General features: G+C 25.7%; 40 protein-coding genes, 1 tRNA gene and 3 pseudogenes. 10 read left to right on the top strand and 34 right to left on the bottom strand.

All coding sequences use genetic code 4. From position 1 onward, the window contains the following. Positions 1-6: 6 nt before the first annotated feature. The 5 genes and pseudogenes from I5Q57_RS05840 (at position 7) to I5Q57_RS05820 (ending at position 2,162) form a co-directional block, all read left to right on the top strand. Entirely contained in the window at positions 7-675 is a 669-nt protein-coding gene (locus I5Q57_RS05840) for an IS1/IS1595 family N-terminal zinc-binding domain-containing protein (RefSeq protein ID WP_215825650.1), read from the top strand. Beyond that, positions 660-965: a hypothetical protein gene (locus I5Q57_RS05835; protein WP_215825649.1), complete on the top strand. Its 306-nt coding sequence runs from the start codon at positions 660-662 to the stop codon at positions 963-965. The genes I5Q57_RS05840 and I5Q57_RS05835 overlap by 16 nt, the downstream gene beginning before the upstream one ends. A gap of 1 nt (position 966) precedes the next feature. After that, a pseudogene (locus tag I5Q57_RS05830) lies at positions 967-1,269 on the top strand (IS3 family transposase); the annotation flags it as partial. 28 nt (positions 1,270-1,297) lie between these two features. After that, a complete protein-coding gene (locus tag I5Q57_RS09915; RefSeq protein WP_215825647.1) occupies positions 1,298-1,666 on the top strand; it encodes a hypothetical protein in 369 nt (122 codons plus the stop codon). After that, positions 1,620-2,162 carry a hypothetical protein gene (locus tag I5Q57_RS05820; protein ID WP_215825646.1) on the top strand — a complete coding sequence of 181 codons (543 nt, stop codon included), beginning with the start codon at positions 1,620-1,622 and terminating at the stop codon, positions 2,160-2,162. Before I5Q57_RS09915 ends, I5Q57_RS05820 begins: the two co-directional genes overlap by 47 nt. A gap of 102 nt (positions 2,163-2,264) precedes the next feature. On the opposite strand, the gene I5Q57_RS05815 is transcribed toward I5Q57_RS05820, so the two are convergent. The 14 genes and pseudogenes from I5Q57_RS05815 to I5Q57_RS09435 form a co-directional block, all read right to left on the bottom strand. Continuing rightward, positions 2,265-2,786 (bottom strand): integrase core domain-containing protein, encoded by a 522-nt coding sequence (locus tag I5Q57_RS05815; protein ID WP_215825645.1) that lies wholly within the window; start codon positions 2,784-2,786, stop codon positions 2,265-2,267. Next, positions 2,743-3,339 (bottom strand): hypothetical protein, encoded by a 597-nt coding sequence (locus tag I5Q57_RS05810; RefSeq protein ID WP_215825644.1) that lies wholly within the window; start codon positions 3,337-3,339, stop codon positions 2,743-2,745. The genes I5Q57_RS05815 and I5Q57_RS05810 overlap by 44 nt, the downstream gene beginning before the upstream one ends. A gap of 74 nt (positions 3,340-3,413) precedes the next feature. Beyond that, positions 3,414-3,830: a hypothetical protein gene (locus I5Q57_RS05805; protein ID WP_215825643.1), complete on the bottom strand. Its 417-nt coding sequence runs from the start codon at positions 3,828-3,830 to the stop codon at positions 3,414-3,416. A 120-nt stretch (positions 3,831-3,950) separates the two neighbouring features. Next, positions 3,951-4,232 carry a hypothetical protein gene (locus I5Q57_RS05800; protein WP_215825642.1) on the bottom strand — a complete coding sequence of 94 codons (282 nt, stop codon included), beginning with the start codon at positions 4,230-4,232 and terminating at the stop codon, positions 3,951-3,953. Beyond that, entirely contained in the window at positions 4,204-4,542 is a 339-nt protein-coding gene (locus I5Q57_RS05795; protein ID WP_215825641.1) for a hypothetical protein, read from the bottom strand. Before I5Q57_RS05795 ends, I5Q57_RS05800 begins: the two co-directional genes overlap by 29 nt. A gap of 111 nt (positions 4,543-4,653) precedes the next feature. After that, the gene (locus I5Q57_RS05790) at positions 4,654-5,634 is read right to left on the bottom strand and encodes a hypothetical protein (protein WP_215825640.1); all 981 of its coding nucleotides are present in this window, start codon (positions 5,632-5,634) and stop codon (positions 4,654-4,656) included. A gap of 576 nt (positions 5,635-6,210) precedes the next feature. Further along, the gene (locus I5Q57_RS05785; protein ID WP_215825639.1) at positions 6,211-6,543 is read right to left on the bottom strand and encodes a DegV family protein; all 333 of its coding nucleotides are present in this window, start codon (positions 6,541-6,543) and stop codon (positions 6,211-6,213) included. An 11-nt stretch (positions 6,544-6,554) separates the two neighbouring features. Beyond that, positions 6,555-7,388 carry a DegV family protein gene (locus I5Q57_RS05780; protein WP_215825638.1) on the bottom strand — a complete coding sequence of 278 codons (834 nt, stop codon included), beginning with the start codon at positions 7,386-7,388 and terminating at the stop codon, positions 6,555-6,557. Between the two features lie 81 nt (positions 7,389-7,469). Then, positions 7,470-8,578 (bottom strand): annotated as a pseudogene (locus tag I5Q57_RS05775) (IS3 family transposase). A gap of 74 nt (positions 8,579-8,652) precedes the next feature. Further along, entirely contained in the window at positions 8,653-9,027 is a 375-nt protein-coding gene (gene tyrS, locus I5Q57_RS05770; RefSeq protein WP_215827063.1) for a tyrosine--tRNA ligase, read from the bottom strand. Positions 9,028-9,109: 82 nt separating this feature from the next. Beyond that, the gene (locus I5Q57_RS05765; RefSeq protein ID WP_215825637.1) at positions 9,110-9,343 is read right to left on the bottom strand and encodes a hypothetical protein; all 234 of its coding nucleotides are present in this window, start codon (positions 9,341-9,343) and stop codon (positions 9,110-9,112) included. A 21-nt stretch (positions 9,344-9,364) separates the two neighbouring features. Beyond that, complete coding sequence (locus I5Q57_RS05760; RefSeq protein ID WP_215825636.1) at positions 9,365-9,751, bottom strand: hypothetical protein; 387 nt, start codon at positions 9,749-9,751, stop codon at positions 9,365-9,367. A gap of 56 nt (positions 9,752-9,807) precedes the next feature. Continuing rightward, positions 9,808-10,260 carry a nicotinate phosphoribosyltransferase gene (locus tag I5Q57_RS09440; RefSeq protein WP_246534676.1) on the bottom strand — a complete coding sequence of 151 codons (453 nt, stop codon included), beginning with the start codon at positions 10,258-10,260 and terminating at the stop codon, positions 9,808-9,810. Between the two features lie 97 nt (positions 10,261-10,357). Beyond that, complete coding sequence (locus I5Q57_RS09435; protein WP_246534675.1) at positions 10,358-10,861, bottom strand: nicotinate phosphoribosyltransferase; 504 nt, start codon at positions 10,859-10,861, stop codon at positions 10,358-10,360. A gap of 280 nt (positions 10,862-11,141) precedes the next feature. On the opposite strand from I5Q57_RS09435, the gene I5Q57_RS05750 reads away from it, so the two are divergent. Together I5Q57_RS05750 and I5Q57_RS05745 are read left to right on the top strand one after the other, a co-directional pair. After that, a complete protein-coding gene (locus I5Q57_RS05750; protein WP_215825635.1) occupies positions 11,142-11,255 on the top strand; it encodes a helix-turn-helix domain-containing protein in 114 nt (37 codons plus the stop codon). Positions 11,256-11,435: 180 nt separating this feature from the next. Then, a complete protein-coding gene (locus tag I5Q57_RS05745) occupies positions 11,436-11,693 on the top strand; it encodes an IS3 family transposase (RefSeq protein ID WP_215825634.1) in 258 nt (85 codons plus the stop codon). On the opposite strand, the gene I5Q57_RS09705 is transcribed toward I5Q57_RS05745, so the two are convergent. From I5Q57_RS09705 to I5Q57_RS05730, 4 genes are all read right to left on the bottom strand, one after another. Next, the gene (locus tag I5Q57_RS09705) at positions 11,670-11,801 is read right to left on the bottom strand and encodes a hypothetical protein (RefSeq protein WP_256444878.1); all 132 of its coding nucleotides are present in this window, start codon (positions 11,799-11,801) and stop codon (positions 11,670-11,672) included. The genes I5Q57_RS05745 and I5Q57_RS09705 overlap by 24 nt on opposite strands. Before the next feature lie 906 nt (positions 11,802-12,707). Beyond that, the gene (locus I5Q57_RS05740; RefSeq protein WP_215825633.1) at positions 12,708-13,562 is read right to left on the bottom strand and encodes an integrase core domain-containing protein; all 855 of its coding nucleotides are present in this window, start codon (positions 13,560-13,562) and stop codon (positions 12,708-12,710) included. A 124-nt stretch (positions 13,563-13,686) separates the two neighbouring features. Then, a complete protein-coding gene (locus tag I5Q57_RS05735) occupies positions 13,687-14,148 on the bottom strand; it encodes a hypothetical protein (RefSeq protein WP_215825632.1) in 462 nt (153 codons plus the stop codon). 53 nt (positions 14,149-14,201) lie between these two features. Beyond that, positions 14,202-14,519, bottom strand: a complete 318-nt coding sequence (locus I5Q57_RS05730) for a hypothetical protein (RefSeq protein WP_215825631.1) — start codon at positions 14,517-14,519, stop codon at positions 14,202-14,204. A 198-nt stretch (positions 14,520-14,717) separates the two neighbouring features. Here I5Q57_RS05730 and I5Q57_RS05725 point away from each other — a divergent pair, with 198 nt between their 5' ends. After that, positions 14,718-16,694, top strand: coding sequence for a hypothetical protein (locus tag I5Q57_RS05725; protein ID WP_215825630.1), 1,977 nt, complete (start codon positions 14,718-14,720; stop codon positions 16,692-16,694). A gap of 115 nt (positions 16,695-16,809) precedes the next feature. Here the strand turns inward: I5Q57_RS05725 and I5Q57_RS05720 are convergent, their stop codons facing one another. The 16 genes and pseudogenes from I5Q57_RS05720 to I5Q57_RS09430 all read right to left on the bottom strand — a co-directional run bounded on the left by I5Q57_RS05720 (position 16,810) and on the right by I5Q57_RS09430 (position 25,955). After that, positions 16,810-17,910, bottom strand: a complete 1,101-nt coding sequence (locus I5Q57_RS05720) for an integrase core domain-containing protein (protein WP_215825629.1) — start codon at positions 17,908-17,910, stop codon at positions 16,810-16,812. Positions 17,911-17,985: 75 nt separating this feature from the next. Next, positions 17,986-18,399 carry a hypothetical protein gene (locus I5Q57_RS05715; protein WP_215825628.1) on the bottom strand — a complete coding sequence of 138 codons (414 nt, stop codon included), beginning with the start codon at positions 18,397-18,399 and terminating at the stop codon, positions 17,986-17,988. A 53-nt stretch (positions 18,400-18,452) separates the two neighbouring features. Continuing rightward, a complete protein-coding gene (locus I5Q57_RS05710) occupies positions 18,453-18,773 on the bottom strand; it encodes a hypothetical protein (protein WP_215825627.1) in 321 nt (106 codons plus the stop codon). Positions 18,774-18,785: 12 nt separating this feature from the next. Next, complete coding sequence (locus I5Q57_RS05705) at positions 18,786-19,193, bottom strand: hypothetical protein (protein ID WP_215825626.1); 408 nt, start codon at positions 19,191-19,193, stop codon at positions 18,786-18,788. 21 nt (positions 19,194-19,214) lie between these two features. Continuing rightward, positions 19,215-19,733, bottom strand: coding sequence for a hypothetical protein (locus tag I5Q57_RS05700; RefSeq protein WP_215825625.1), 519 nt, complete (start codon positions 19,731-19,733; stop codon positions 19,215-19,217). 56 nt (positions 19,734-19,789) lie between these two features. Next, positions 19,790-20,047, bottom strand: coding sequence for a hypothetical protein (locus I5Q57_RS05695; RefSeq protein WP_215825624.1), 258 nt, complete (start codon positions 20,045-20,047; stop codon positions 19,790-19,792). Beyond that, positions 20,040-20,423, bottom strand: coding sequence for a hypothetical protein (locus I5Q57_RS05690; protein WP_215825623.1), 384 nt, complete (start codon positions 20,421-20,423; stop codon positions 20,040-20,042). The genes I5Q57_RS05695 and I5Q57_RS05690 overlap by 8 nt, the downstream gene beginning before the upstream one ends. Before the next feature lie 25 nt (positions 20,424-20,448). Beyond that, positions 20,449-20,703, bottom strand: a complete 255-nt coding sequence (locus I5Q57_RS05685) for a hypothetical protein (RefSeq protein WP_215825622.1) — start codon at positions 20,701-20,703, stop codon at positions 20,449-20,451. Positions 20,704-20,713: 10 nt separating this feature from the next. After that, on the bottom strand, positions 20,714-21,040 hold the full coding sequence (locus tag I5Q57_RS05680) for a hypothetical protein (RefSeq protein ID WP_215825621.1): 327 nt from the start codon (positions 21,038-21,040) through the stop codon (positions 20,714-20,716). Positions 21,041-21,053: 13 nt separating this feature from the next. After that, a complete protein-coding gene (locus I5Q57_RS05675) occupies positions 21,054-22,037 on the bottom strand; it encodes a hypothetical protein (RefSeq protein ID WP_215825620.1) in 984 nt (327 codons plus the stop codon). Between the two features lie 37 nt (positions 22,038-22,074). Next, entirely contained in the window at positions 22,075-22,317 is a 243-nt protein-coding gene (locus tag I5Q57_RS05670; protein WP_215825619.1) for a hypothetical protein, read from the bottom strand. A gap of 15 nt (positions 22,318-22,332) precedes the next feature. Beyond that, entirely contained in the window at positions 22,333-22,563 is a 231-nt protein-coding gene (locus tag I5Q57_RS05665; protein ID WP_215825618.1) for a hypothetical protein, read from the bottom strand. Between the two features lie 164 nt (positions 22,564-22,727). Continuing rightward, positions 22,728-22,940, bottom strand: coding sequence for a hypothetical protein (locus I5Q57_RS05660; protein ID WP_215825617.1), 213 nt, complete (start codon positions 22,938-22,940; stop codon positions 22,728-22,730). Between the two features lie 670 nt (positions 22,941-23,610). Beyond that, positions 23,611-23,892 (bottom strand): hypothetical protein, encoded by a 282-nt coding sequence (locus I5Q57_RS05655; RefSeq protein ID WP_215825616.1) that lies wholly within the window; start codon positions 23,890-23,892, stop codon positions 23,611-23,613. A gap of 137 nt (positions 23,893-24,029) precedes the next feature. Then, positions 24,030-24,461, bottom strand: a complete 432-nt coding sequence (locus I5Q57_RS05650; protein WP_256444933.1) for a 3'-5' exonuclease — start codon at positions 24,459-24,461, stop codon at positions 24,030-24,032. Positions 24,462-24,464: 3 nt separating this feature from the next. Continuing rightward, positions 24,465-25,955, bottom strand: a pseudogene (locus I5Q57_RS09430) (ATP-dependent helicase). A 236-nt stretch (positions 25,956-26,191) separates the two neighbouring features. Between I5Q57_RS09430 and I5Q57_RS05625 the strand changes: the two are divergent. Together I5Q57_RS05625 and I5Q57_RS05620 are read left to right on the top strand one after the other, a co-directional pair. Then, positions 26,192-26,265 (top strand) — tRNA-Gly (locus I5Q57_RS05625). Between the two features lie 58 nt (positions 26,266-26,323). Beyond that, on the top strand, positions 26,324-26,755 hold the full coding sequence (locus tag I5Q57_RS05620) for a DxFTY motif-containing membrane protein (RefSeq protein ID WP_215825612.1): 432 nt from the start codon (positions 26,324-26,326) through the stop codon (positions 26,753-26,755). Positions 26,756-26,758 lie beyond the last annotated feature (3 nt).

The raw sequence follows: 26,758 nt of genomic DNA, 5'->3' as shown, positions 1-26,758 counted from the left end.
ATAATTATGGAAAAAATAATTCAAGAACTAGTAAATACTTTAACAGATGATCAATTTTTAGAATTTTATGAAAAAGTCAAACAACAAGCAGAATTAATAAAAAAACAAAAACGTTTAAATGAAATTGATCAAAAATTTAGAGCACATGGTATTAAATGCCCTAAATGTGAATCTTACCATTGCTTTAAAAATGGACATAATTCAGAAGGAAAACAAAAATATTTATGTAAAAATTGCCGTGCAAGTTTTGACGCTTTTCGTAATCATTTTATTTATTGAAGTCATTTAAATTATGAACAATGAAATTTATTGATTCAAATTTCATTACCGGGACAATCTAGTAAAAAAATTTCTCGTTTTATTAAAACTACATTAAAAACTGCTTGATATAATCGTCAAAAATTAATGAAATCAAAACAATTAGAAGATACCCAATTAAAATTTAAAAAATTATCTGGTAAAATCCAAATCGATGAAACATTTATTAAAGAAATTCATAAAGGAAATTTCAAACATAAAACTGATCCACGAAGAATTCACCTTGACCCATTCGCAACTAATACTAAATGCTGTATTCAAATGGTAGTTGATAATAATAACAATATTTATGTTAAATCCACAAACACCAAACGTTTACAAAAAAATGAGTTATTGAAAATATGAACAAAGAATTAATTAACCAAAATTCAATTATTACTTCTGATATGCAAAAATTATATTTTTTAGTAGCAAAACAAACAAATTCTACTTTATGTGTAACTAAAACAACAATTAATCCTGAAGCTATTTATCATAACTTAAATAAAATTAGTAAATTACAATCTAGTCTTAAAGAAGCCTTAATTCATTATCATGGTTTAGGTTTTACTAATATTCAAAATTATTTAAATCTCTGAAAATGAAAATACCAACATAAGGGTTTAACTCCAAACCAACAAACAGCGGTATTATATTTTAATGTATAAAAAAATAAATTTATTTCATACTGATCGTGGTAATGAGTTCAAAAATAAAATCATTGATGAAATTTTAAGCACTTTTAAAATTAAAAGATCATTGAGTGCGAAGGGTTGTCCTTATGACAATGCTGTGGCTGAAACAACTTACAAAACTTTTAAAACGGAATTTATCAAGGGTAAAAAATTTGAAAATTTAACACAATTAAAATGCGAATTATTTGATTTTGTTAATTGATACAATAATCTTAGAGCACATGGCAGTTTAAATTATTTAACGCCTGTTGAATTTAGAAAATGACAGTCTACATAAAAAGTGTCCAAAAAAGGGTTGCCATACCATGTTTCATCGAGAAATAATTGGCTATAGCGCCAGACCAAACAAAACCGCTAAACTAGTTCAACAAGCTTTTCATAAAATAACACGACCATTAAATAAAATAACTTTATTTCATACTGATCGTGGTAATGAGTTCAAAAATAAAATCATTGATGAAATTTTAAGCACTTTTAAAATTTCATCAATGATTTTATTTTATTTGAAAGTCCACATAAATATGGTCCAACTTATTGTAACCCATCCACTTAGGAACAATAACAATAGCGGGGCGTGGAACGACAGGAATTGTTGACAATGCCCCAAGAAAAATAGAACAATCTTTTATGAAACGAGAAAAACGAGCAACAAATCCTTATTTAGTAGAAGCTAATAATGATATAATCGTAAAATATGATTATTATTATAGTAGAACTGGAGATACTAGTTGAAGTTATACTTTAAAGTTTAATGATAAGAAAACATTAAATATAGTAGATTTTACTAAATATGCTTCTGATTGAAATTCATTTATAGAAAAATATCTTTACATTATAATTAATACTTATGGAGAAGAAAATTCACCAGAAACTTTTGGTAATGTAGGGAAAGATAAATTTAGAGATATTAAAATTAATTTAAATAATATCGATATAAATCATAACAATAATAGTGATAAAGCATATTGAAGAACTTTAGTTAAAGCAAATCAATATTGATTTGCTTCATATGATGTTGATTGTGATATTGAAATAGGGTTATGAATTGAAAATAATAAAGAATTAAAATTAAATATTTATGTTTATAGTTATCTTTATAGTGCCGGAACTAATAATAGACACTTAACAACTGTTTTAGAAATAGATTTTGCTAAAATTGTAAATAATTAAAATTAAAAAAAATACTTTCAATTCTAGAAATATTTAATTTAATAGCGATTGGAACAATAAGTTAAATATTTTATAAAAAATAATTATTCAAACTTCTAGAAACTACTTTGTTAAAAATTTTTGCAATTTTTGAAAAGGCGTTTTACTGTTTAAAGATGAATGATGGCGTTCAAAATTATAAAAGTAATAATATTTGTTTAAATAATGTTGAAGTTCATTTTGATTTAATTTTTTATCCTTGGAATAAAATAATTTGGTATAATGTTGATGAAACCGCTCGATTTTACCGTTACTTTGTGGCGAACGAATCGGTGTGGTTTCGTGAACAATTCCGTTCCTTGAAAGAAAGGTTGTAAAAGACCTTTCTTTTACTTTGTAAGATTTTTTATTACTTCAGTTAGTAGTAGTAAATTCAGGAGCGTCGTCAGTACGAAGGCGTTTAATGGTTATGCCAAGTTCGCCAAAATCTTTCATTGCTATTTGCATGGCATTAAGAGCATTGTTAGTTCCTAAACTATAATAAACATAACCAAATACTATGCGTGTCATTTCGTCAATGAAATCATAAATGTAATATTTTTTATCAACCGGAAAATTTGATGTAGTAATGATTTTGGCATCCATTTGTAAAAGACCGATATCAGAATACTTCATAACGCTTAAAATGGCGTTTAGTTTGTTTGATTTGCTGTTTTAATTCTTTTCAACGAGGGTCAGATTTAATTCAACGATAAAAAGTTTTGATATTTTTAGGAATTTCTGAATTTTTAATATCGTGAGAACCGATTTTTAAATTATTAAATAAAGACCACATTCCGCCAGCTTGAAGATTTTTGTAATCAAAATATAAATCACATACTTTTTCGCGAGAATTTAAACTATATTGATAATTAAGGTTTTGTGGTTTTGTGGTTTTAAACAATAACAAATCTAAATTGTCAGAATAATAAGCGGTCATAATTTTTTCTGCCCAACGATAAAAGGTTTTCGTTGCATTCTTAAAATATTTTTTAATAAGTTTTGTTAAAGTAATTTCTTCAATATAGAAATAAGTACATAAATTTAAATAGGCAGTAATGCGTTTTTTAGTTTTATAGTAATAAGGATTACGACAATTAGCACTTAATCAACTTTGTGCTTTTGCTTTTAAATCGGCTTGAGAAATAATATATTTCATTTTTAAACTCCTTAAATTAAGAAAATCGCATTACAAAAAATACGATTTTCAAAAATATTTATTAAATTACTAAATTAATGAGGCATTTCCATCGAAAATGAAGTTATTCAAAAATTACCTGAATTAGAACCAGGAATACTAGCAATTGTTATTTTAACATTAACGATTTTATCAATACTATAAGTTTTATTTTTTAAAAATCCATTTTTTTTATAAAAATCAAAAACACTAGAAATAATATTACCATTACCATTGTTATAAACAATATAGAAATCAGAATATCCAGTATCAGAGGGTAATTGATTTTTAACACTATTAATTTGTAATCAACCCGTTAAATAGTTACTAACACTTGTATTAACAAAAGAACTATTTAAAATCTCGGCAAACTCCAAATTATATTTTTTTTCAATTTTACTATTAGTAGAATTACACGCAGAAACTAACATTATATTTGCTAAACTTAACGCAATTAAAAATTTTTTATACATCAAAACTTCTCCTTTCAAAAAAACTATATTACACATAATAAATTTAAAGCTTATAAAAATTTTCACATAACAAAAATTCTCCTTTCAAAGGAATTATATTATAAAAAATAATGGCAATATTTAAGAGAACTTTTTTAATATCATTAGTAAGATTGCTAATGGCACTACAAATTCAAATAACATCTGAAATGCAGGAATAACTTCAAACACCGGAAAGGCAGTTTTCGTAAAATTAATTGTTGTTTTGGCAATATCCGAAATGGGGCGAATTAAAAGATTAATCCCTGAAAGACCAAGTAATCAATTTAACATGCTAACAGAAGCGTGCTGAATACCACACGATATTGCACTAAATAAACCTCAATAAGAACAGTTAGGTGTTGGGATTAAGTCATCATTCATGCATATTACCACTTATTCCGCCACCAATAAAAGCTGTTGAATTCAAAATGTTAAAATCGTATAAATAATACTGATATTCAGTGCTTTCATTTTTCTTTTTATATAGCGGAAAAGTTAGCGTAAAAATATTAATTCCATACATCACATCGACTTTAGCATTATAAAAATGCAATTTATTATTAGTAACATTCCATAATTGGTTATCATAGGCTTTTAACACATTAAAATCTATTTGATAAGAACTTTCACCAATATTAAAACCATTGGCAATTTGTTTATCTTTAACAAAGAAATAAGAACGGAAAATCATATTCTTACTATTTTCGATTGTTGAACCAAAGTTAATTAAATACTGTTTGGGATAAAAAGTAATTAATGAGCGATAGAAAAACCCCGTTTGTAAAACATTTTTAGGAATTTCTTACATTCCTTTATAACTTAATCCTACATAAGTAGAAGCATCCATATCAAAACCCGCATAAAAGAATTGTGTAAAAAAACCACCTAAAACTTTATAAATTTTATCAAATAAACTGAAATAATACTGATTCGATAAATCCTTTAAATAAAAAAACATAAAATATTTAAAATCAGTCTTTAATTTGTTATCATAGCGTAAAAAATAAAAAGTATTACCATAATAATTAATTTGTCTAAAAAAAACATTAATAAAATCTTCAGTTCAACAATCAAGTAAAATAAACTTAATTAATTGTTCATCATTCAAATAAAAAGTAACCATTCCTAAAGAAATTTCAATTCTAAAAACATCGCTAAAACTAGAAAATTCTAAGCTACCAAAAAAATATAACGAGTTTTCAGGTTCAAAACTACGAATTAAAGTAAATTTACTATTTTGTTTAAAACCATTTAATTCAATTGACATTTCACTAATATATTTAAAATTATTATCAAAGAAATTAAAAATGGGTATTCAATATAAATAACTATAATTAAATTTATCAAAATCTCGCCGTTGTATCATTAAATAATCAAGTTTATCTTGAAACTGATTATACTGATATTCACCATCCTTTTCAGTTATTTCCGTAGGCAATGGTTGTTCGTTATCTTTTTGTGGTAAAGAAGGCATTTCCGCCGAAAATGAAGTTATTCAAAAATTATCTGAATTAAAACCAGGAATACTAGCAATTGTTATTTTAACATTAACGATTTTATCAATACTATAAGTTTTATTTTTTAAAACTCCATTTTTTTTATAAAAATCAAAAACACTAGAAATAATATTACCCTTACCGTCGTTATAAACAATATAGAAATCAGAATATCCAGTATCAGAGGGTAATTGATTTTTAACACTATTAATTTGTAATCAACCCGTTAAATAGTTACTAACACTTGTATTAACAAAAGAACTATTTAAAATCTCAGCAAACTCCAACTAACAACTTTTACCATATCGACCGGGATTGGTGGCTCGTTTTTGTTTTATGGACGCATAAAGTTTTGTTAGGTGGATAAAGATTTGAATAATTTTAAAAGAAAAGTAATTACAATTTAATTATCATTTTATTTTAAAAATAAGTAATAAAACAAAATATTTAATATTAACAAACATAATTTTAATAAAAGGTTATAAAAACAACATTAAAATAATTTTTTACAACAAAAATCATACATAGGATATATATACTTAATTTGCATATTGAAATAATTTATAGTAAATGATTATTTTTTCTTTTTTTAAAAATACCTAAGAAAACTAAACGCGACCGGATTAAACTTATTAGGGAAGCGAACAACAGATTTAGCACGGCCGCCTTTAGAAAGTCGCGAGATATCTTCAGGGATAATGTAAATTAAACTATTTTTTTAACTTGGGTTACCATTTTATTAATATCATTAATGTTGCCACCATTAGCTACAATTTCACTAGCTTTAATTGCTAATGTACTATTAAATGTAGCGGCACACCGTTAGTATCAATAATATGAACGCGGTTTTTAAATTCATTTTCTTATGATAGCATATAAACATTTTGGTATTGACCAGATAATCCTTTAGCAATCGGAATAAAGATAATTTCATCATTTCCTTCAGCTAATAGTTTTCGCCATAAGCTCATTAGTTTTCCCGGTGATGATTGACTAGTTTTAGTATATTCACCATTTTTAACACGAGCATAAAAATTAGATTTTTTAATATCACTAGTGGTATCTTCAATTTCAGTTCTATCTTCAAAACTTATTAATAAAGCAATGATATTAATATTCTTTTCTTTTAGGGTTGTAGGATCAAGGTTGCTAGATGAGTCAACAATAACAGCAATTTTCTTATTTGTGTTGGACATTTTTTTATCCTTTACTTTATTCAATATACAAGTACAAATGTATTGTATCCGGTGTGAGCAGCAATAACATTAGATATTAAACTCATATGCTTAATTGTAAATTTTTCTTTAGTAATGATTTTAATTACTTCTTCTTTTAATTCCATATCACATAATGAATGCATAATTGTTAATTCGCCAGCACTGTCATAGCGCTTTTTGATTTCTTTTAAAACCTCTTTAATTGCTTTTTTAAATGTTCTGGTTTTATCAAATTTATCAATAAAACCATTAAATTCTAGGATTGGTTTAATTTTCAATAAATTAGCTAGGGTAGCAGCAGAACTGCTAATTCTGCCCCCACGAACCAATGTATCTAATTGATATGGAAGAATGAAGGCACAATATTTTGTTTTCTGTTCATCAATAAAACCTTGTAATTCATTAATAGGTCGTTCTTGTAAAAATAGTTCTGCGCGGTTAATCATTTCTTTATTAATGTCGCCAACTGCTTCGCTATCAATTATATAGACTTTGTCTTTATAAGCATTATCTTGAGCTAGTAATATTGCACTTTGATATTGTCCCGATAAATGCGAAGAAATCGGAAAGAAAAGAATTTGTTCATATTCTTGTAGTAGTTCATCTCATTTTTCTTTTAAAATTCCTGGTGGCGTTTGACTGGTTTTAATTGGTTCAGTTTCTAAAATTTTATAAAATTTATCAATAGTAATTTCTTTATTATTGTCAGCAATAGTTTTATTGTTAACATTTATCATTAAAGGGACAAATGCCATATTATGTTCTTTTGCTTTTTCTTCATCATAACCAGTTGCTGAGTCCACTAAGATAATGTATTGCTTCATTAATTTTACACCTCACAAAAATCTCTATTTTGTTTATTAATCAATTATAAACTGGTATGGCTACCCTTTTTTGGACACTTTTTATGTAGACTGTCATTTTCTAAATTCAACAGGCGTTAAATAATTTAAACTGCCATGTATTCTAAGATTATTGTATCAATTAACAAAATCAAATAATTCGCATTTTAATTGTGTTAAATTTTAAAATTTTTTACCCTTGATAATTTCCGTTTTAAAAGTTTTGTAAGTTGTTTCAGCCACAGCATTGTCATAAGGACAACCCTTCACACTCAATGATCTTTTAATATTAAAGGTTATTAAAATTTCATCAATGATTTTATTTTTGAACTCATTACCACGATCAGTATGAAATAAAGTTATTTTATTTAATGGTCGTGTTATTTTATGAAAAGCTTGTTGAACTAGTTCAGCGGTTTTGTTTGGTCCGGCACTATAGCCAATTGTTTCTCGATTAAACAATTCAATTAATAAACAAATATAATGTCATTTTCCTCCAACTTGCACATATGTTAAATCACTAACAACGACTTCATTAGGTTTTTTGTTATTAAATTGACGATTTAAAACATTACTAATTTGGTCATTATTAATCATTTTTTTATGATTATGATATTTTAATTTGGTGTATTTAGAAACCAAATTATTTTTGATCATAAGGAATCTGGTTTTTCGACGTGATAAGATAATATCTTTTCTCATTGAAACAGCTTTAATTTTACGGGCACCATAAATTTTACGACTTTTATTAAATGCACTGATAATTTCTTCTTCATAATTATTAACATCATAATTAACACAATTATTAGTTTGATAATAATATGTTGATTTTGCTATTTTTAATATTTGACACATTTTTAGCACGGAATATTTTTCTTTATTATTGTTAATAATTCCTATTTTTTGCCAATTATCAGTTCTGCTTGCTTTAAAATGTCATTTTCCATTCGTAATTGTTGGTTTTCTTTTCGCAAGTAAATTAATTCATTTTCTTCGACAGCGCGATTATCTTGCACTTTAAATGACCCTAAATTATTAAAATTTTCAATTTACTGATATACGGCTGATTTTGAAACCCCGTATTCTTTAATAATTTCAACAATGCTTTTTCCGTTTTGATAAAGCATGACAATTTGTTTTTTAAATTCATTTGAATATGAGTTTTTCCCCATTTTTATCTTCCTGCTTTCTTAATAATTTTATTTTATTTGAAAATCCACATAAATATGATCCAACTTATTGTAACCTATCCATCAAGCATATAATTAATCGTAAACTCTTTCCCCAAATCTCTTAAATAATCAATTAAATTTAATTTTGATATTCAATCATCATTATTTAAAACTTTAATATTATGATCTAATAATTTATCTAATTGTAAAGCAAACGCATAACTATTTAATTTTACTGTTTTAGCATCTAATAATTTTCTTTCTTCAACTTTAAAACTCGGATCACCAATCATTGCCGTCGCCCCACCAATAACAGCAAGCGGTTTAAGACCCGCTAATGAAAAGCGATATAATAAAACAATTTGTACTAAATGTCCCGCATGCAATGATGTTGCTGTTGGATCAATACCGCAATAAACACTAGCATTACTATTCTTAGCCTGTTTTATTTTTTCACTATTAGTAAACTTGTTTTAAAAGTCCTCGAGCTTGCAATTCTTATAAAAATTCCATTTCTTACCATTCTTTCTCTTATTTTTGTTTCTCATCAATTAAATTAATAATGCTCCGATTTTTTTCAGTAACTTGCTGTTGATCATAAAATTTACTGGCGCGTTGATGAATATCATTAAAACGATTAACATAACTTTGCGCCCGAATATAACTAGTATCATCATAATGTGCATCACTAGTTGCTAAATTAACACTGTTATCACTTTTTCGATTAATAAAATCAATTGGAATTGGATTAACATTTCTTGTCATATTTCTTCCTTCAACATATATTTAAAAATCTTGATATTTTTGAATTTTACGATTAATAATTTCTTGCTGAACATGCTCATTAACATATTCTTCAATTGAACTATAGGTCTTTGTTGTTCTAACTAATGATTGTGGTATAATACTATAAGTATTATTTACTAATGAGAAATCTTTTGGTTTATCACTAGCAATACTTTCTTTCTTAGCATTAGAACCTGTAATTGGTGAAATAATCTCTGTTGGTTCATAACCATATACTTGCTTTTGTTGCATTCATCAATTTCTTTGTTTACGACGATTTTCAGCAATTTTTGACTCTGCAATTTTTTGCTGATGACTATTTTCTTCATAAAGTTTTGATAATGGACCATTTAATCCATATTTAATTTTAAAATCATTAGTATTCATTATGACCCTCCTTTTAAAAGAAGTATGCGTTCTTTTAAATTATAACATAATCAAAATTAGATTTTTTGTACTAACTTATCATTTTCAATATTTTCACGACCAACTTTAGCAAAATTTTTATTATTTAATTGCACTAAATCACCAGTAAAATGAATATCAAACTTACCAATAGTCGCTCCCGCACCATAAAAATCTACGGGGTTATTATCACTAACAAATCAACTAATCTTCGCTTTATCAAATCCAGAACTAAAAATAATTTTTACATTATTAAAATCTTTATCATCCATTGCTTTTCTTAAAGCCTTAATTAAAATTGGATTTATACCCATAATATTTTCATTATAATATTTCTCTTGATTTTCTTTAATAGTAAAATATTTATCAACTAAACTAATGCTAGTATCAACCCGAGCAGCACTAAGACGATTTTGAAAATGACGACATACTTTTAAACTAGTATTAATAACATCATTATCAAAATCAACTAATGCTACTCAACTTATCATTAGGAAATAATTCACTATAAGCTCTAAAGATTTAATAATATCGCCATTAAAACCATGAATTAAAGCGTGGGTCATTGTCCCAACCAATATTTCTTGATTATTCCATCATTCAAGTTTGTGCTCTCGTAACTTGTGATTTCATACCAGCAATATATGCAGCATACCCATCACCTTGTTGATTAACATAGTCATCATTACGATCAAACATGAAGATGATTGGTTTATCATTACTAACTTTTAAAATCTCATTACAATTAGTGGCAACACTACTTCTTCTTGCTAAAATGCCATCAATAATTCCTTCTAAGTAACCAAATAAATGATAAGGACCTGTTATTTTTAAAACCGGAATATTAGCTTTAATAATATCATCCTCATTTAAAGCATAAACAGATATTTTTTCTAATGGCCTTACAAATTCTTTCAATAATGCCTCAACTTCATCAATAACGCAAAGCATAACATTATCTTGTCTTTGAAAAAATTGCATCGTAACAATATTATTAGGAAAATACTTTTTAAGAATTTTTTGGGTTTTTAAAAAATAAATCGCACTATAATAACCTTCTTTAATACGAACATCAAATTTAAATTTTGTCATTTAAATAGCCTCAAATCTCTTATATAATTATTAGTTTTAATATATCAATTTTACTACTTAATAAATATTGTAATATAGTTTTTTAATAAAATTTCTTTTTTGATTACAAATTTTGCTATTCTTATCATCAAATTATCCTTTACTATTTCTTTTCTTGAATAATATTATATCAAAGTTTGGATAGGTTACAATAAGTTGGACCATATTTATGTGGACTTTCAAATAAAATAAAATTATTAAGAAAGTAGGAAAATAAAAATGGGGAAAAACTCATATTCAAATGAATTTAAAAAAAATTGTCATGCTTTATCAAAACGGAAAAAGCATTGTTGAAATTATTAAAGAATACGGAATTTCAAAATCAGCCGTATACTCAGTGAATTGAAAATTTTAATAATTTTGGGTCATTTAAAGTGTAAGATAATCGCACTGTCGAAGAAAATGAATTAATTTACTTGCGAAAAGAAAACCAACAATTACGAATGGAAAATGACATTTTAAAGCAAGCAGCACTGATAATTGGCAAAAAATAGGAGTTATTAACAATAATAAAGAAAAATATTCCGTGCTAAAAATGTGTCAAATATTAAAAATAGCAAAATCAACATATTATTATCAAACTAATAATTGTGTTAAGTATGATGTTAATAATTATGAAGAAGAAGTTATCAGTGCATTTAATAAAAGTCGTAAAATTTATGGTGCTCGTAAAATTAAAGCTGTTTTAATGAGAAAAAATATTATCTTATCACGTCGAAAAATCAGATTCCTTATGATCAAAAATAATTTGGTGTATTTAGAAACCAAATTATTTTTGATCAATTTCATTTAAACGTTTTTGTTTTTTTATTAATTCTGCTTGTTGTTTGACTTTTTCATAAAATTCTAAAAATTGATCATCTGTTAAAGTATTTACTAGTTCTTGAATTATTTTTTCCATAATTATTGTCCACCTCTATCATATTAAAAATATACCTAAAATTAAGTATATTCAATAAATATCAAGAGTTTTCTACAAAATTAAAAATTTTTTGTTGTGTAAAAATTCAATAATATGAAAAAATGAAAACAAATAAAAATGACAATAACAAGAAAGGCAGGGTTAGTTTAGTAATTAAATAATATAATTAGCTGATTGCTTTATTTCTTCTAAGCAATAACTAAGAAAACTAAACGCGACCTTTTTAGTAAAATGTATTATACCACAGACTTATGACAAGTACAAGCATTTTTTTAAAAAAGGAATGATAAATTATAAAATAATGCAAGAAATTTTTTAAAATGGTTTATAATTAGATTCCAAGGCAAAGAGACTGTAGATTAATTTTTGGAGAAAGGTTGTTGATTATTCGGTAAATTTTATTAATTAGTAAAAATTCACGCAAGGGATTTGATTAATATGAAAAAATTACTTACGAGATAAAAGGTGTGGGCAAAATAAAGGTTATGTAAAAAATGTAGAAGGCATTGATTATCAATGAGGAGCTACACATTATAAAACATTACTTTTTATAAAAATTAAAAAAGAATCGTGAGCTACTATATATGATAATTTAAGTTCGAAAAAATTTAATGAATATTTAAAAAATTTTGTTTCCATGATGCATAGAGATGACAGAGTCAATGGGAATGATTATAATAATAAAATTTTTAATATTTTATTAAATAAAATTGAAAATATTAATAATTGTTATAATTTTCTTCCTAGTAATGTTGGTTTAGATATAGTTATGAGAAGTAGCGGGGAACTTAACTATGTTACAAGACAATAAAAATATTTAACATACTATAGCAACAAATAGTTTAATAAAACACAACACTAACAGCTTGTTTAAAAGTTTACAAATTATTTTATTAAAAGTTTTTGTAATGTTTGAAATGGAGTTTTAGTGTTTAAAGGTGAATGACGGCGTTCAAAATTGTAAAAGTAATAATATTTGTTTAAATAATGTTGAAGTTCATTTTGATTTAATTTTTTGTCCTTAGCATAAAATAATTTGCTATAATGTTGGTGGAGTCGTTCAATTTTGCCATTTGATTGTGGTGAACGAATTGGCGTCGTCTCGTGAACAATTCCGCTTTTTGAAAGAAAGGTTGTAAAAGGCCTTTCTTTTACTTTATATGCTTTTTTATTGCTTCAATTAGTAGTGGTAAATTCCGGAGCATTATCAGTACGAAGGCGTTTAATTGTTATGCCAAGTTCGCTAAAATCTTTCATTGCTCTTTGCACAGCGTTAATAGCATTGTTAGCTCCTAAACTATCATAAACATAACCAAATACTATGCGTATTATTTCGTCAATGAAATCATAAATATAATATTTTTTATCAACCGGAAAATTTGATGTGGTAATAATTTTGGCATCCATTTGTAAAAGACCAATCTCAGAAACTTCATAACGCTTAAAATGGCGTTTTGTTTGTTTGATTTGTTGTTTTAATTCTTTTCAGCGAGGGTCAGATTTAATTCAACGATAAAAAGTTTTGATGTTTTTCGGAACTTCTGAATTTTTAATATCGTGAAAACCGATTTTTAAATTGTTAAATAAAGACCACATTCCGCCAGCTTGAAAATTTTTGTAATCAAAATATAAATCACATACCTTTTCACGAGAATTTAAACTATATTGATAATTAAGATTTTGTGGTTTTTTAGTTTTAAACAATAACAAATCTAAATTGTCAGAATAATAAGCGGCCATAATTTTTTCTGCCCAACGATAAAAGGTTTTCGTTGCATAATAATATATTTCATTTTTTTTAAACTCCTTAAATTAAGAAAATCGCATTACAAAAATACGATTTTCAAAAATATTTATTAAATTACTAATTTTTTTTATTAGGTACTTCTGCTGAGAATGAAGTGATATGAAACATTTTCGTGTTAAGACCTTGTGGAACTTTTTTATTAAGAAATACTTTAAAATTAATTAAATTATCAATAAAATAAAATTCTTTAAAAGGCTTGGACTTATAAGAACCATTAGAACGATAAAAGTTATTAATTTGATTATAACCAGCACTATCTTTGTCAACAAATAATTGAAGGGCTGGCCTTTGAACAAAATCGCCATTACCTAGTTGAATATCAAAATCACTAGAAATCTTTAAATCAGTAGCATCAATTTCTAAATGATATGAACCCTGACCATAACCACTAATTACTCAAGCACTTTTACCAATTTTATAAAATTGTAATTTATATGTTTTTAAATCATTGCTATTTTTACTACATCCAAAAATAAACATTATACATACTAAATTTAAAGCTGATAAAAATTTTCGCATAAAGAAAAATCCTCCTTTTAAAGGAATTATATTATAAAAAATAATGGCAATATTTAAGAGAACTTTTTTAATATCATTAATAAGATTGCTAATGACACTACAAATTCAAATAACATCTGAAATGCTGGAATAACTTCAAACACTGGAAAAGCGGTTTTGGTAAAATTAATCGTCGTTTTAGCAATATCGGCAATGGGGCGAATTAAAAGATTAATCCCAGAAAGACCAAGTAATCAATTTAACACGCTAACAGAAGCATGCTGAATACCACAAGATATAGCACTAAATAATCCCCAATAAGAACAATTAGGCGTCGGAATTAAATCATTCATGTTGCCACTTATTCAGCCACCAATAAAGATTAATTCCATACCTCACATCAACTTTAGCGTTATAAAAATGCAGTTTATTTGTAAAAAACCACAGACTTATGACAAACACAAGAAAATTTTTAAAAATAATTTATAATGAAATTCCAGGATAAAGAAATTGCAGATTAGTTTTTGGAGAAAGGATGTTGATTATTCGATAAATTTTTACTGATTAATAAAATTTATGAAAGGAATTTGATGTTAATAAAAAAATTACTAGGAATCTTAGGAACTATAACAATAGCAGGAAGCGGAATGTCGGGAATCATCGGAAACGCTCCAACTTCAGCAAAAAGTGAAATCAATTATTTAAAAACAAATAATTTAAAAAATTTAGATAAAAAAGTTTATTTGATTGAAGATAAACCAAACAATTATGATGCTATAGAAATTAGCGAAATAAAAGGTCAAGTTAATGATATTGCAATCCATGACAGAAACGTTGCTTCTACAGTTGCCGGTGCTACTTATTTTGCAACAGATGATGGATTATATTTTAAATCAAGACCTTCATCAAACTTAATTAAAATTAATGGAATAAATAACAAGGTTAATCGCATTATAATTTCTCAATCAACAGGAGAAGCTTACGCAATATCTGCAAATAAAAAAGTTTATTTGATTGAAGATAAACCAAACAATTATGATGCTATAGAAATTATCGAAATAAAAGGTCAAGTTAATGATATTGCAATCCATGACAGAAATATTAAGTCTACAGTTGCCGGTGCTACTTATTTTGCAACAGATGATGGATTATATTTTAAATCAAGACCTTCATCAAACTTAATTAAAATTAATGGAATAAATAACAAGGTTAATCGCATTATAATTTCTCAATCAACAGGAGAAGCTTACGCAATATCTGCAAATAAAAAAGTTTATTTGATTGAAGATAAACCAAACAATTATGATGCTATAGAAATTATCGAAATAAAAGGTCAAGTTAATGATATTGCAATCCATGACAGAAACGTTGCTTCTACAGTTGCAGGCGCTACTTATTTTGCAACAGATGATGGATTATATTTTAAATCAAGACCTTCATCAAATTTAATTAAAATTAATGGAATAAATGAAACAGTTATTTCTATTATAATTGAACAAAAAAGTGGTAATGTATTTGCGATAACTAAAACTAAAATGCTTTTAAATATTATTATTCAAATAAATAATTTAAGGGTTAATAACATTATTAATGATGAAATTATTTTAAATGAATTAAATTATTTAAATCCTGATTTAGATATATCACAATTAGAAATTATTAATAAAACAGATACATCGGCTACAATTAAAGCAAAAGATAATGGTAAATATTTTGGTGAAGTTACTGTTAATTATAAAATTAAAAATAAAGATGAAGCTAGTTCTATTGATTTAAGCGAATTAATTAAGAAAGCAATTTTCTTTAAATATAAAGACGCTAACAAAAATTCTAATGTAAAATTTAAAGAAATAAATTATATTGATATTAATAATTTAAATTTTTCAAATAATGAAATAACAAAAAAAGAAAATTCATTTTTATGATCTAATGTTCCTAAAAATATATGTTCTGATAGAGAAATTACCAATAAAACTCCGGATATAAGATCATTTAATGTACCTGCTTGTGAATATAATTCAAAATCAAAATTAGTATTTCAAATTACAACAGGATTAACTAAAACAAAACAAGAAAATAAATTAAATGGTTGAAGCATAAATTCTGATGATGAAATGAAATTAACAGATTTTACAAATATAAATAATAAAAATTCTGAAATTATTAATGTATTATCAAATGAATTTGATTTATCAAACACAAATAAGCAAGAACAAGAAATGATTTTAAGTATTTTTAAGGAATCCGCTGATAAATTTGAACTTAATCCCAACGAAAAATTAAAAATTAATTATTCAGTAAGAATAGTTAAATCTGAAATTATATTAAATTTAAAGCAAAAAATTATGGGAACAATTACTTCTAAAATAATTGATGATAGTAATAAAGAACAAATAGTTACATTACCAATTACAGAAGTAATGCAAATTTTACAAAATCATGGTGTATTACCAAGTGAAATTACTATAGATAAAAACAATGATAAAATAACATTTAATGGTGAAGCATTTTTTTCATCAGAAATAGAAGGGCCAGTAAGAACAAATGCAGTTACTACCATAGTATAAGGTTTTATTAAAAAATATTTATTTTTTAGGAGCAATCAGTTTAATTGGAACAAGAACAACAAATTTAATTTTTTGTGAAAAATAAAAAAATATTCAAACCAGTAATTAATTAAAATTACTGGTTTTTTATTTTGACAAAATAAAAAAAATGTTTCAAGGCTTGAAATGGAGTTTTAGTGTTTAAAGATAAATGACGACGTTCAAAGTTGTAATAGTAATAATATTGATTTAAGAAATGTTGAATTTCATTTTGATTTAGTTTTTTATCCTTAGCATAAAATAATTTGGTATAATGTTGATGGAATCGTTCAATTTTGCCATTTGATTGTGGCGAGCGAATCGGCGTGGTTTCGTGAACAATTCCATTTTTTGAAAGAAAGGTTGTAAAAGGCCTTTCTTTTACTTTGTATGTTTTTTTATTGCTTCAATTAGTAGTAGTAAATTCAGGGGCATTATCAGTACGAAGGCGTTTAATTGTTATGCCAAGCGCGCTAAAATCTTTCATTGCTCTTTGCAGGGCATTAATTGCGTTATTGGTTCCTAAACTATCATAAACATAACCAAATACTATCCGCGTTATTTCGTCAATGAAATCATAAATGTAATATTTTTTATCAACCGGAAAATTTAATGTAGTAATTATTTTGGCATCCATTTGTAAAATATCAATCTCGGAGACGTCATAACGCTTAAAATGGAGGTTTGTTTGTTTGATTTGCTGTTTTAATTCTTTCCAACGAAAGTCAGATTTAATTCAGCGATAAAAAGTTTTGATATTTTTTGGAATTTTTGAATTTTCAACATCGTGAAAACCGATTTTTAAATTATTAAATAAAGACCACATTCCACCGGCTTGAAGATTTTTGTAATCAAAATATAAATCACATACTTTTTTGCGAGAATTTAAACTATATTGATAATTAAGATTTTGTGGCTTTGTAGTTTTAAACAATAACAAATTTAAATTGTCAGAATAATAAGCAGTCATAATTTTTTGTGCCCAACGATAAAAAGTTTTTGTTGCACCCTTAAAATATTTTTTAATAAGTTTTGTTAAAGTAGTTTCTTCAATATAGAAATAAGTACATAAATTTAAATAGGCAGTAATGCGTTTTTTAGTTTTATAGTAATAAGGATTACGGCAATTAGCAATTAATCAGCTTTGTACTTTTGCTTTTAAATCTGCTAAATCAGCTTGGGAAATAATATATTTCATTTTTTTTAAACTCCTTAAATTAAGAAAATCGTATTTTTTAATACGATTTTCAAACATATTTATTAAAATTGCTAATTAATGAGGCATCTTGGCAGAGAAGGAAGTTATACTATAAGATAATCCTATTGATTTAGTAAATGTTATCTTAACATTAATTATCTCAGAAATCTCATAACCAAAATCTAAATCTAAATAACTAAAATCATCGTAAGTTTTTTTAACACCATTATTTTTATAAAAATTAATTCAATCTTTATTTTTATTACCAAGAGATAAACTAAAAATGCGAGTTTTTTTAATTTCAAGTGGTAAATCGATGTTATCTTGAAATTTAATTTTAGCCCCACCGCCAATTTTGCTGGGAATTAAAAAACTATTATAAATATTAGAAAATTCTAAATCATATTTTTTTAAATCATTGCTATTTTTATTACACCCAGAAATAAACATTATACATACTAAATTTAAAGCTGATAAAAATTTTCACATAAATAAAAATCCTCCTTTCAAAGGAATTATATTATAAAAAATATTGGCAATATTTAAGAGAACTTTTTTAATATCATTAATAAGATTGCTAACGGCACTACAAATTCAAATAACATCTGAAATGCCGGAATGACTTCAAACACCGGAAAGGCAGTTTTAGTAAAATTAATCGTTGTTTTAGCAATGTCAGCAATAGGGCGAATTAAAAGATTAATTCCAGAAAGACCAAGTAATCAATTTAGCACACTAACAGAGGCGTGTTGAATACCACAAGATATCGCACTAAATAAACCTCAATAAGAACAGTTGGGCGCCGGAATTAAGTCATCCATATTGCCACTTATTCCGCCACCAATAAAAGCTGTTGAATTCAAAATATTAAAATCTTATAAAGAATAATGATATTCAGTGCTTTCACTTTGTTTTTTATATAGCGGAAAAGTTAGCGCAAAAATATTAATTCCATACATCACATCAACTTTGGCGTTGTAAAAATGCAGTTTATTACTAGTAGCATTTCATAATTGGTTATCATATGCTTTTAACACATTAAAATCTATTTGATAAGAACTTTTACCAGTTTTAAAATCATTAGCAATTTGTTTATCTTTCACAAAAAAATACGAACGAAAAATCATATTCTTACTATTTTCTATTGTTGAATCAAAATTAATTAAATATTGTTTAGGATAAAAAGTAATTAAGGAGCGATAGAAAAAGCCCGTTTGTAAAACATTTTTAGGAATTTGTTGCGTCCCTTTGTAATCTAATTCTACATAAGTAGAAGCATCCATATCAAAACTCGCATAAAAGAATTATACAAAAAACTCACCTAAAACTTTATAAATTTTGTTAAATAATTCATTAATAAAACTAATAGTTAAATCTTTTTGATAATAAAGCACAAAATCTTTAAAATCAACTTTTAATTTGTCATCATATCGTAAAAAATGGAAGGTATTATCATAATAATTAACTTGTCCAAAAAAGGTATTAATAAAATCTTCTCCAAAACTTGTTCGCGAGCCAGATTTTCAAAGTGATTTACCATTTTCTAAAAACTCATTATTGCCCACAATACTACCGTGCTCAGTTTTTATAGTAATAACATCACCAAAAATAGAAAAGGAAAGTTTTCTAAAAATAACTTTTTCAATGAAACCAGGCGGATATGAATTTTTGCGACTTAAACTAAATTTACTATTTTGTTTAAAACCATTTAATTTAATTGAAATTTCACTCATATATTTAAAATTATCATCAAAGAAATTAAAAATCGGAACTCAATATAAATAACTATAATTAAATTTATCAAAATCTCGGCGTTGTATCATCAAATAATCTAATTTATCTTGAAACTGAGTATAATCATACTCACCATCATTTTTATTTATTTCCGTAGGTAACGGTTGCTCGTTATCTTTCTCTGGTTTCCGCCAATTTTGCTGGGAATTAAAAAACTATTATAAATATTAGAAAATTCTAATTCGCAACTATTGCCACATTGACTAGTATTAGTTGCTCGTTTTTCTCGCTTCATAAAGGATTGTTCTATATTATGTTTTGATGGTTGTTTTGTATCAAAGAAAGCCCCTAATGGCACCAAACTAATAAACATTATAATAAATCAAGAAATAATCTTATGCATTTCATCACGTCTTAAAACTATTTTTTATCGCTTTAAAAGCATCAGAAAATTTATAATGATTATGTTTTGGACATTCACAATTAACATCTTGCGTTTGATGCTTTCTAAAAACTTTATTAAAGTAATAACCCCTAATAAATAACTTAATAGCAATTATTAACAAATAAATCATTAATAATCAAAAATACACTTTAAGAAATACATTTTGAAAATCAAATAATATAAAATCTTTAAAAAATCCATCTATATTAGTTCTAATTCTTGTTAAAAACACTCAAATTACAACCATAACAGTATGAAATATAATAAAAAAATCCATAAAACCTAAAACGCTTTTAAATCATTTAATACTTAATATTTTCTTTAACTTTTTCATTTTTTAACTCCTTTTAAAATATTTTTTATTTAGTAGGTCCTCTTAAAATTAAATATATTGTTGATAAAATACAAATCGTTCCTAAGATTTGGAAAATCGGATGTTGAGAAAATAACCTTATCATTGGTTTAAACAAATCTAAAATTTTAATATTTTTTGATAAAACTTTATTAAAATATTCTAAACCTTCACGCACATATGCTCATAAACCTAAAAAATCACCTAAAGCAAAAATAGAAAAAACAGAAACAAGAATAAATAATATTATTAATTTAAACATTTTCTAAAACCTACCTTTTTATTCGCCGTCCGTGTTGGTTAACTCACGGTCTGTTTTTAGGGCTATTACCACTAAATTTCTTAATCGGACCACTAGATGATTTTTTCTTAGTTCCTCAATTAGCAACTGATTTTCGATATTTTTTACAAAAACCAACTTTTGGTCGTTCAATATGAATACCTAAAATGCCACCAATTACAAGATTTATCACAAGCATAATTAGTGGAAAAATAATAATGCGAATATCTGTTCCAGGAATGGTTAAAGTTCAAATTAAATCAAAAACTTTATAAAACATATCGCCAATCAAACTAGCCATTTTTTCTAAGTTTTCCATTTTTTAAACTCCTTTACTTGTTTTTCTTCTTCAGATTATTTTTTAACTTAGTAAGTATCTTACTGAATTTTTCCATTTTTAAATATTCTAATGCTTCAATATCCATTACATTATCATTTCAAAATTTATGTTGATAATTATCATTCAAAGCACGATTACTTAATTCACGCAAGAATGATAAATATTTATTATCGTAAAGATTTAAAATTGACATCGGAATTTTCAATTTAAAGAAATAAATGTTTAATTCCGGAACGCTACGATACTTGATTTTGCGACCTTTTTTATCATTTTTAGCATTAATCAGAGTTAAACGTCATTGCTCGTATTCGCTTACCGATTTAAAAGTACCGTAAATAACTTGCAAATAAGAACGAAAAATACTAACCGGTTTTTTTCTAATGCCAACAATTATTGAATTCGCAATATCGCGAACTTTAACTCATATATGTTCGGCTCGTTGCCCGCCCGCTAATACGATATGGGTAAATTGCCGTGCTGAAGCAAAATATTCTTGTAAACCTTGAGTTACTCTATCATTTTCTTTATAATCCGTTCCTTCTAAAAATAAGTTGGTTTCATCTCATAACAGCAAATGCTTTTCTTCTAATATCGGATAGTTATAATCTAAAAGCGACATATGTCCTAATGAAAGCATTTGTTTATTGGTAATCGGAGAAGTAGAAATCATTTTTCAATCGCTTAATAAGTAAGGAGCTAAAACCATTAAAGCGTTTTTCCCAGTCCCTAAGGCACCAATTATTAAATTTAAGGGTGAATTTAATAAGAAATTAATAAAACTAAGACGAGCAAAGAAATGAGAAATTTTAGTATACAAAATATACAAAGCAATTAATAAATAAATAATATCAACTAACATTCGTCAACTCTGAGGATTATAATAATGCAAAATCGCACCATAGAATCACGCAATAATAAATAAAGTGCGATTTAAACCGACAAAATCATATAATCTTAAATTTATTTTCTTAAACAATAGCATCACTTAAATCACACTTTCTTTATTTTTATTACTATCTGCCAGGCATTAATTTTTCAAACATTTTGAAAGCGATTAAAAATAAACCAATAATCACGCCAAGCAAGAAAACTCAATATGTAGCAAAAAAATTAACGACATTTGGCATATTACCACCAATAATATCAGTCCAAATATTACCAAATGCTTTAATTAATGCTTTTCATAAGTTAGTAACCGCTTGTTCACCAGTAATTGCTCCTGATGTATTTTCTCCTACTAAGAAATTTATTAACATATAATCACCCCCTTTCTAAACAAAATATGATTTAACCTTATAAAATAAAATAACCATAAATAAGACAATGAATACTAATACCATTCAAAAGGCAATATTTGCTATTAAAAGTCAAAGTGGTTCTTTCATTAAATCAATTTCTTTACCAGAAACTCACGCTGGAATAACTTTAATTTGAATAAATAAATCCCAAAAATACAATTTTGTCATTTCTCAATCTAAATCTTTTCAAGCAACTAAAAACATAATAATTACCGCTTAAAAGGTCAAAAGAGTAGAAAAATAATGGCAGAGAACAGCATTACAATTATTAAAATTGAAAACAAAAATACAACTTGAGGCGGTAAATCGGCAGTCGGATAAATTAATTCAATTAACTCAACAATTATTTTTTTAAACATTTTCTAAACCTACTTTTTAATTTCTTTTTCATCTTGTTCTAATAAATTTCGCTTAAACTTTGCAATAAATATTCGTTGTGAATAAGTAAAATCTTTTGGCAACTGCTTTGCTTCACTACCATATTTCTTTTTATCTTTAAAAAACCGATAAATATTAACTGCAATATAATATGCTAGTAATAATGTTAAAATCGTAAAAAATACTAGTCCAAATATACTCATCTTTCTTTTCTCCTTAAGTTTCTAATTTTTATCTTTTAAATTAACTAATATTTTCATTTTTAAACTCCCAGGTTTTATAGTGAATGCATAACGATATAACTACGAGACATACTTATTAACTCCTAGTGTTTCATTTTTCTTAATTGATTTCTAAACCTTAAACTTTCTAACGAAGCATAATTTTCACTTTCGAATTCTACATAATTGATATTTTTAAATTCATAGATTACTCCGCACATTTTAGTTTTAAATTTGTTAACTGCTGATTTTAAGTATTTTACAAATTCAGAATTTACAGTTCGATTAACAATATTATTCAAAGTATCGGTAAATACTTGTTTTCTAGTAATGGGATTTTGACAGTTATATGATAATTGATAAGCCTTGATTTTAAACCGCTAGCAGTACGAGTATTTGCTTTAATGCGTTCTAAAGGCATAACAATATTGCGAATATATTGACCGTAATAAATGGTTTTCATATAAAAATCAGTCGGATTTTGAGGTTGTAAATTCATATTTTATGCTCCAATTTTAGATTTTTGCCAGTTGTGTTATTTAATCAAGTAATAGTCGGCTTCGCCGACTAAACAGCTAGCGGGCGGGGCATACGCCTTCCGCACCGCTTCGCGCAGACCAAAAATGATTACCAATTAATTGAACAAGTTTTTTTAATTTTTTGATAATTCAATTTTTTGCAAATTAACTATTTTAGGATTTTTATCAAAAGTTAATTCACAACTAAAAAATGATTTAACATTTTCTTTTAACAACTTATAAATTTCTTGTTGTTCTAGATTGTTATCATCAATTCATAAAGCTTTTTGTTCACCAGTAGGCTCAAATAAATCATTTTCATACCGCAAAAATTCGTCAGAGTAACCTGACATCACAGAACAATCTTTGTTTTTAAATACTTTTCTTTTTATACTAACTAATTTAATCTTAAACATTATTTTTTAACTCCTTTAATTTTTTTCTTTCATTTTTAAAACTTGTTTGGATTTAGTTATTCATATAAATTTTCCACATCTAATATATTTATAAATATTAAGCTTTTAATAGCTTTTCACAAAATTTAAAAGTCCTGTTAATTAAATTTAATTTCTAATAAACTAGTATCAATTTCTGCAATAAATCTTGAAGGTAAACAATAATTATTAGCTATATAAGAAAATCCTTTACTATAGCTTAAAAATAATCCTTTTTTTGCTCTTGTAATCGCAACATATAAAACTCTTCGTTCTTCTTCAATGGCAGTAATTCCATCTTCAATACTTAAAGTATTAGGAAAAATACCTTCGTTTAAACCAATAATAAATACAAAATCATATTCTAACCCTTTAGCATTATGAATTGTTATCAAACTAACTCTATCTTGAACAACAGAATTTTCATCTTGATCAACATATAAACTAACTTCTTGTAAATAATGTTGTAATAATTCCACCCCTTGTAATGAATCAGAATTTTGCAAATCATAATTTTCCATATGATTAAATAATTGTTTAACATTTTCTAAGCGTTATTCTTCAAAACCACCTGCTAATTGTTGTAAGTAAGTACCATTTTTTAAAAAATCTTGTGCTAAATAAGTTATTTTTTTATATGACTTTAGTTTTTCTTTTCAAACTTTTAAATATGTAACTAATTTAACTATTGATGGTTTTAAACTAGAAACATTTATCATTAAATATTTTAAAAGCGATTGCCCGCTATTTTGTGATTGTTCAATTAAATTGTTAATTGTTGTTATTCCCACGCCTTTAATTAAATTCAAAATTCGTATTATTGATAATTCATCACCATAAACTAAAGTTTTTAAGTAAGCTAAAACATCCTTAATTTCTTTTCTTTCAAAAAACTTAAAAGTACCATAAATACGATAATTAATATAATTATTAATTAATGCCTATTCTAAATGATGAGAAAGATGATTAGCGCGATAAAGAATTAAAATATTTTTTAATAAAATATTTTTTTCAACTAACTTTTTAATTTCTTTAATTACCCAATTAGCCTCGCAAATACTAGTATTACCACAATATAGTTTTATCTTGTTACCTCGGTTATTCATTGTAAATAAATCTTTAGCACTTCGTGAATGATTATAACTAATAAGAATATTTGCAACATCTAAAATATTTTGTATTGAACGATAATTTTGATTAAAAATAAAAGTTTTCGCATTAGGAAAATAGTTATTAAAATCTAAAATTAATCTTGCTTTTGCCCCTCGAAAAGAATAAATTGTTTGGTCAGGGTCGCCAACAACAGTAATATTTTGATGTATTTTTACTAAATAATTAATTAATTGAAACTATAATTCATTAGTGTCTTGAAATTCATCAACCAAAACATAAGAAAATCGTTTCTGTCACTTTTGTAGTACTTCTGAATGCTGAGAAAATAATTTCAAAGTTAATATTAATAAATCATCAAAATCAACCATATTATTTTTAGACAAATATTGTAAATAAATCTTATAAATTTCTAATCATTGTTGCTTATATTCATAATAAAAGGCGTTGTTAATAACATCAGAATAAGATAATTGGTTATTCTTTAAATAAGAAATCATACTACTAACTTTTTTAATTTCATTATTATCAAAATTATATTGCTTATTTTTACTAATATTTTTTAAAATATTAATTTTATCAACAGTATCAATGATAATAAAATTTTTTGTATATCCTAAAACCATAATATTTCTTCTTAAAACCCTAACACAAAAAGCATGATATGTATGGATTCATATATGTTTAGATTCATCATTATCAACCAATTCATTTAATCGACTTTTCATTTCATTAGTTGCCTTATTAGTAAAAGTTACCGCTAAAATTTGACTACTATTAATGGCCAAATTATGAATTAAATGAGCAATTTTATAAATAATAACTCTTGTTTTGCCACTTCCTGCACCAGCTATAATTCTATTAGTGCCTTCACTACTTAAAACAGCTAATCTTTGCTTTTCGTTTAAATGTTTTAAATTTATAACTTCTTTCAAAATTTAAAAGCCATTTTTGTCACAAGAATTACAGATTACAACTGCATTTTTATTACCAACAACATAACTTTCGCTATCGCATTCGATACAAAATATTACTGCCAAAAGAATACATCCCCTAAAAGTTTGTAGAAACCAAAATCTTGTCATATGTATATGGTTTCTACAACCTTTTTAGTAAAACTTATTGCTTCTTATTTTTAAATGTGATATATTTTTTAATGAACTTACATTATGCGAGTGTAGTTTAATGGTAGAACTTCAGCCTTCCAAGCTGATTGTGTGGGTTCGATTCCCATCACTCGCTCCATTAGATAAATAAAACTAGACTTCTAAAAGTCTAGTTTTTTGTTGTATAATTTATAAGGGTGACGGGAATAGTGATGTTAAGTAATGAAAAGATACGAGGTGATAATAAGTTAAGAAGTATTTTTTTTGTTTTGTGGCAAGCACTAATCCCGGGGTTGATGATTTGATTACTTTTAGATCCACAATTAAATTTATTAAAATTGAATTTTAAAGATAGTATTGCTTTTGGATATATGTTTTTAATTGGAATGGGAATGCTACTATATGCTTTTATTACAACATTAGTTTGTTTTTTATGTGGTTATCATCAACGAGAACAGTTTATTTATAGTATTATTGTGATGTTAGAATTTGTTGTGTTATATTTAACTAGTTTATGATTGTTATCAGTTTTTTGACGCTTTATTATTGCAATCTCATTAGCTATTTTAGGAACTTTAGTGACGACAATTATTGTGATGACAATTACAAATTATTTTTATAAAAAATAATAA

Source organism: Spiroplasma endosymbiont of 'Nebria riversi' (assembly GCF_018831625.1).
In the GTDB taxonomy this organism is placed as follows: domain Bacteria; phylum Bacillota_I; class Bacilli_A; order Mycoplasmatales; family Nriv7; genus Nriv7.
This window is presented reverse-complemented; position numbering and strand designations above follow the sequence as displayed.